This is a genomic window from uncultured Rothia sp. (assembly GCF_937976295.1).
Lineage (GTDB): Bacteria > Actinomycetota > Actinomycetes > Actinomycetales > Micrococcaceae > Rothia.
In genome coordinates, this window is sequence record NZ_CALJRY010000013.1 from 1 (window position 1) to 6,738 (window position 6,738).

At 62.5% G+C, this 6,738-nt stretch carries 2 protein-coding genes; both read right to left on the reverse strand.

Features of this window, described 5'->3' with window-relative positions:
- On the reverse strand, nt 1–2,411 hold a 2,411-nt coding region (locus Q0216_RS00360; protein WP_298591947.1), incomplete at its 3' end, for a S8 family serine peptidase.
- Nucleotides 2,412–2,653: 242 nt separating this feature from the next.
- Nucleotides 2,654–6,679: a S8 family serine peptidase gene (locus Q0216_RS00365; RefSeq protein ID WP_298591948.1), complete on the reverse strand. Its 4,026-nt coding sequence runs from the start codon at nt 6,677–6,679 to the stop codon at nt 2,654–2,656.
- Nucleotides 6,680–6,738: the final 59 nt, after the last annotated feature.

Below are 6,738 nucleotides of genomic sequence, written 5' to 3' on the forward strand. Positions count from 1 at the left end.
TCCTGAGCGACCTGGTCGGCACTCATCGCCGGGTCCATGGTCTTCTCCAGCTTAGACGGGTCAATACGCACGGTCACGGTCACGTTCTTACGCTCACCGGCACCCACGCTCACCTGCTGCGGGTAGGAGTACTCCACACCCGGGATGGTCGTGCTCGCATCGTAGCTCAGAGTGTACGTGTGAGCCTGCGAATCGGTGTTATCCAGAACAATGTCACGCTGAACCGTCTGAATACCCGAATCGGGGGTGTACTCCAGCACACCAAACGCGGTCGAAACACGCTCGGGGGTCCTCGCATCGTACGCGATAACCTTCGCATCCACGGCGGCGCGAGCATTCACCATGCCCGTACCCATACGATCCACCGCGTACTCCACACCCTGCTCATTCTCAATCGGGGTGGACGCGCCGTTCATCAGCGCAGCCTTAATCATCTGCGGGTTGTAATCCTGATGCGCCTGCATCACCAGAGCGGCAATACCGGCAACATGCGGGGTCGCCATGGAGGTACCGGTGAAAGAAACACCCTTATTACCCATACCCACAGCGGCAGACACAATCTCAGTACCCGGCGCCGCAAGGTCAGGCTTAATGAAGCCGTCAGAACCGTGCTGACCGCGAGCACTCGAAGAATTCAGGTCAAAAGCGTGCGAGTGGGAGCTACGACCCGAAGCCTTGTAGTCCGGGTTCATCTCAATGGTCACCGGACCGGCAGCCAGAGCCTTCTCCAGGTCCTTCGTCGAAGAAGCAGTCAGGCGCAGACCCGGAATGGTCGCATTACCGCCAATGCCGATGGTGTAGCGCTCAGCCTTACCGGCCATCACCACGCCAACACCGCCGGCAGCCTGAACGTTATCGAAACGCACCTTCGAACCGCACGGGAACGACAAGTCGTCCTTATCCCAGTCGAAGTAAACCCACTTACCCTTCAAAGCCTTCGCCTCTTCAGCGGTGAACGCCTCGCAAGCGTAACGGTTACGTTCCGGCGCGGCAACAACCTCGCCACGCAGCTGATCGGCGGTCGCCTTCGAATAATCGAAGTTCACCGAATAATCACCCTGCAACCACTCCAAACCAGTCTTCGTGGTCACGCGGGCACGGTCAATCGGCTGAGTCGAACCGTAGGCGTTCGCTACCGACAGCGCCGCAGCCGAATTCGCCGGGCTACCCGAATTAGAGTAGGTGTCACCCACACCGTTGTAGTTATTGGCGTTACCGGCAGCGGCCACAGTGAACACACCCTGACGCGCCATCGTATCAATCATGTACGATTCCGGGTCGTCAGCCGGGGCGAACTCGCTACCGAGCGACAGGTTCACAATGTCGGCGCGGTCAGAGAAATCACCGTCACCATTCGGGTCCATCACGGTATCAAGCGCCTTCATCACAACACTCGAATTGCCGTAGCAACCGAACACGCGAACCGCCAAAATCTGAGCCTCGGGAGCAGTACCGGGGCCAATAGACATGCCCTCCAGCTGCTCCTCCGTCAGATTCTTGTAATCGCCACGGTAAGTCGTACCGTTCGCCGTCACACCATAACCGGCGGCAGTACCCGCCACGTGCGTACCGTGACCACCAGAACCGTAACCATCCGGACGGCAATCCAACGGGTTATTATCCGGCTGCGGAGTCGACTTCTCAGCCACCGACGCATTGTAGTCATCACCGACCAGGTCAATACCGCCAATGAACTTATTACGATCAATCAGACCCGAATCAGCAGACGGAAGCTCCGTCATCGCCTTAGCCTTCAAGTACGAATCCACCGTACCGGGGCCACCAAAATCAGCGTGCGTATAGTCAACACCGGAGTCAACAATCGCAATCTTCACACCCTTACCCGTGTACCCCGTATTCTCACGAGTCCACGTACCAAGAGTCTTCGTATCAATCACGCTACCGGAGTTCATGCGCTCCTTCGCGATAATCGGCGAAATACGCTCCACATCCGGGCGCTCCGCCAACGCACGAATCTGCGCAGCATCACCAGTAATCGCCGCACCACGCATCGCATTATGCGTGGTGTACATCAGCTTCGAACCAGAAGCGGCCGCCACAGACTGAGCCTGCGACTGCACCTGGGCTGCAATAGCCTGCACCTGCGCCTGACGGTTCGCCGGCGCCTCCTTACGTGCCAGAACAGCCGCGGACTGGGTCTGCTCATACGCACCCTTGCCCTTGAACTGCACATACACGGTGATCTGGCCTTCAGCCTTCTGCAGACCCGGGCTGATACGCGAAGCAGCGTTACCGGATGCGCTCGCAGTACTTCCTTCAACCTGCTGGGGGCTCTGAGCGTGAGCTGCAGAGAAAGTGGCGGGAACGCCGAGAGTCAGGGCAAGAGCCGCACTCAAACCGGTCGCACCGACAGCCTTCATTCTGCGGCGTGGCACATGAGGCGTTGTCATGGAATCCTCCTTCGGATTATCTGTTTTCGATAGTGCTGTGTGCTCTGTGGTTGTATATCGGTGATGTGCGGAGGCGGCCCCACCGGCAGACGATACGTGAGTGCGTCCGCCGGTGAAACCGCCACCAAAACTTGAGAGGTCCCGGGACTTTAATTCCCGGAGCCTGCCGGTTCCGGGTGTCCCTCCCACCCCATGCAGGGGCGGGAGGGAACCCGAACTGTTCGCTACCGGTTCACTACCGTCTAGCGGCCGGTCTGGTTAGCAACCTTCTCGGTGTAGCGGTAGATGAACGCCGCCATTGCGTCGCGGGCAATGGGGGTTACCGGGCGGTAGGTGCCGTCCGGCCAGCCGGTGCTGATGCCCTTCGAAGCCAGCCACGTGATTTCACGGTAGAACTGGTTATCGGTGGACACGTCGCTGAAGTGGCTGGTCGCGGGCAGATCCACGTGCGGGGAACCCGCCGCACGGTAGAAGAACGCAGCCATGGCGTCACGGTTCACCGGTGCGGAGGGGCGGAACGTGCCGTCCGAGTAGCCGGTGGTGATGCCCTGAGCCTTCATCCACTCAATCTCCTTGTAGAAGGGGTGCGTGGTGGGCACATCCTTGAAGCTCGGAGTGGAGGGGGCGGTGAACTGCGGGGAACCCTGCATGCGGTAGAAGAACGCCGCCATTGCGCCACGTTCCACGGACTCCAGCGGGCGGTAGGTGCCGTCCGGGTAGCCGGTGGTGATGCCGCGCTGAGCCAACCAAGAGATTTCGGTGTAGAACTGGTCGGTGGTCTTCACATCGGTGAAGCGGGACGGAGTGATGTACTCGGTCTGCTGCTCCTTGATGTTCAGCACCTCGGCGCGGTTGCCCTTAGCGCCGTTGGTGCCGGAGAGGTCGCCGGTGCCGTTGTGCAGGTGCAGCAGCAGCGCCTTAGCGGGGGTACCGGATTCGCCGAGCGCGGGGATCGCGTCAGCGGAGCGGTGCGCCGTCAGGGTGGTGGTGGAGGCATCCGGGTGGAGGCCAGCCACGGCGGAGGAGTCGCCGCTGAACCACAGCTTGGGGCTGAAGGGGCGGTACTTGATCCAGCCGGTTTCGCTGACGTTACCCCACTCGTACTGGGTGGTTGCGCTGACTCGGTACTGGATGTCCGGGTTGTTTGCGCTGGTCAGGCCCAGGTCCTTGAGGGGCGCACCCATGATGAGGGTGTTGGTGTCCATCATGTTGGTGTCCACATCACCCCAGGCGCCGTTGAGCGGGTAGTGGGCGAGCTCAACGAGGCTGCCGTTCTTGTAGCCGTAGAGGCGAACCAGCGGGAAGTCCAGGCCCTTAGCGCGGTCGGTGACCAGCTTGTAGTCGGCGCGGTTGTTGCCGTCGGTGTCGATTTCTACGGTGTAGGTGTTCTCGTAGGAGACAACATCCCAGTTCGCCCAGGTGGAGATACCGAAGCGCAGGGTGCCGTCATCGGCGTTGCCGCCGGCAGCCTTCAGCGCGGGCGCATCCGAGGAAGCACCAACGTACTGCAGGTTCGCCTTAATGTTGCTGTTCAGCGACAGGGAGGTCGGAGCCACACGGTCCACGCTCGCACCGTACTCGAAAGCACCGAGCAGGGAGCGGTAGCCGCCCTGGTTGACCTCGGTGCCGCGCAACGAGATCTGGGACTTGGTCCAGCCGGCATCTGCCTTCTGCGCCTCGTCGCTGGAGGGCTTCTGGGCGAAGGTGACGGTGTCTTCGGCAGCGTGCATGGTGCTCACGGGCTTGGGCGCCACGTGGATGGGCAGGCGCAGTGCCTTAGTGCCGTCTTCGGTGAGGACGAGTCGGCCGGATGCGCTCGCAATGTACTGACGGTACTGTGCGGGAATGGTTTCCTCGCCGGTGTAGTAGTCAATTGCGTTCTGGGTTACGTCCATTGCCGGGTCGCGGGTCTTCTCCAGCTTGGCCGGGTCGATACGCACGCTCAGTTCGAACTTCTTAGTCTCACCGGGTGCGAGGGTGACCGAGGAGGGGAAGGAATATTCCACACCGGGAATATTAGTGCTTTCAGCGTAGGACAGCGAGTAGGTATGCGCCACAGAATCGGTGTTCTCGACCGTCACCTCGCGGGTGAGGGTCTGAACGCCTGCATCCGGTGCGTACTCGAGCACGCCGAAGCTCAGGGACACGGTACCGCTCTTGTCAGCGTTGTAGACGAGGGACTTCGACTGCACAGCAGCGAGAGTGTCAACTCGTCCGGCGCCCACACGGTCCACCGCGTATACGGCACCGGATTCGGTGCGCACATCGTGGGTGGCGGTATTCATGAGGGTCGCCTTGACCTGTGCGGGGGTGTAGGTCGGGTGGCTCTGCATGACCAGTGCAGCGGAGCCGGTCACGTAGGGGGCCGCCATGGAGGTACCACTGTAGGTCACGGAGTTGCTACCGGTCGCCACCGCCGCGGAGGTGATGTACGAGCCGGGTGCCGCAATGTCGGGCTTGGTGTAGCCGTAGCTGCCGTGGAAGCCGCGGGCACTCATGGGGTTCAGCTGATCCAGCTTGTCGGTGTCCACGCGCAGGGAGGACTTCAGGTCGTTGCCGAGGCGCACGGTCAGGGGCTTACCTGCCGCTTCTGCTGCGGTGATCTGTGCACGCAGGTCCTTAGCGGCGGATGCTGCCAGGCGGAAACCGGGCAGGGTGTCGTTACCGGCAATACCCAGACCGGGCTCTTCGTCGTTACCTGCGAGCAGTACGCCCTTGGCGCCTGCCGCCTCCAGGTTGTCGAAGCGCACCTTGGAGCCGCAGGCGAGGCTACCGTCGGCTTCAGCCCAGTCGATGAGCACCCACTTGCCCTTTACAGCTGCCGCTTCGGTGGCGCTGAGGGCGTTGCAGGCGTAGCGGTTGTTCTCGGAAATTGCGGTGAGTTCACCGGTGAATTCCTTGCTACCTGCCTGTGCCCAGGGGTAGGAGACGCTGTAGTCGCCGCGTACCTTGCGGGTGGTGCCGGTGGCGGGGTCGGTCAGCTCTGCCGCATCGACGGCGCGGGTGGAGCCGTAGGCGTTAGCCACGGTGATTGCGCTGGATGCGGTGGCGGGGTGACCGGAGTTGGAGTAGGTGTCACCGCGCAGGCTGTAGTCGTTGGCGTTACCCGCGGAGATCACGGAGAGCACGCCAGCGCGGGTGAGCGCGTCAACGGCGTAGGACTCGGGGTCGTCCTGCGGGGAGAATTCGCCGCCGAGGGACATGTTGACCACGTTCACGCGGTCGGAGAAGTCGCCGTCACCGTTAGGATCGAGGGCGCGGTCGAGCGCCTCGATAACGACGTTGGTGCTGCCGCTGCAACCGAAGACGCGGAAGGCGTAGATTTCAGCGTCGGGAGCAACACCGGGGCCGATCTTCATGGTCTTGAGCTGCTCTGCGGTGAGCTTGCTGTAGTCGCCGGTGAAGGTGGTGCCGTCGGCGTTCACGCCGTAGCCTGCCGCGGTGCCCGCCACGTGGGTGCCGTGGCCGCCGGTGGTGCAGTCGAGCGGGTTGCCGTCGGGGGTTGCGGTGTTGGTGCCGTCGTAGGCGTCACCGACGAGGTCGTAGCCGCCAGCAACCTTGGTTCGGTTGATGAGTCCGGAGTCTGCGGAGGGCAGCTCGGTGAGCTTGGATGCCTTCTCGTAGTCTTCGAGCTTGCCGCTACCGCCGAAGTCGGTGTGGGTGTAGTCGATACCGGAGTCGATGACGGCGATCTTCACGCCCTTGCCGGTGTATCCGCCCGCGCCGGCGGGGTTGGTGGTGCCGGTCCAGGTGGCGAGGGAGCCTGCGTCAATGGCGGCGCCCGCGTTCTGGCGGTACTTGGGCAGGATGGGCGAGATCTTCTCTACGTCGGAGCGGTTGGCGAGTGCCTTGATGGACTCGGCGTCACCGCGCACTGCCACGCCGCGTACTGCGTTGTGGGTGGTGTAGAGGACCTGCGCGCCGGACTGGCTGCTGACCTGCTGTGCCTGGCTTTGCACCTGGGAGGCGATGGCCTGCACCTGTGCGCCGCGGTTGACGGGTGCCTGCACGCCGGCGAGTACGCCTGCGGGCTGGGTCTGTTCAAAGGCGCCCTTACCCTTGAAGCGGACGAAGGCGGTGACGGTGCCGCTGGCGTTCTTCATGCTTTCGCTGAGTACCTGCTTGACGGCGTCGGGGTCTTCTGCGGCGTGGGCGGTGGTGCCCAGTGCTGCGAGGGGGCTCAGCGCCATGCTGAGGGTGAGTAGCCCGCTGCCGATTCGGCGTCGGTGCGACCGGCCGCGGGGGTTTGGGGAGGCGGTGTGTTCCACGGTGCTCCTTTGCTTGGCTCCCGGGGTGTTTCTGGGAGGCTGGTGTGTTTTTTCTGGTG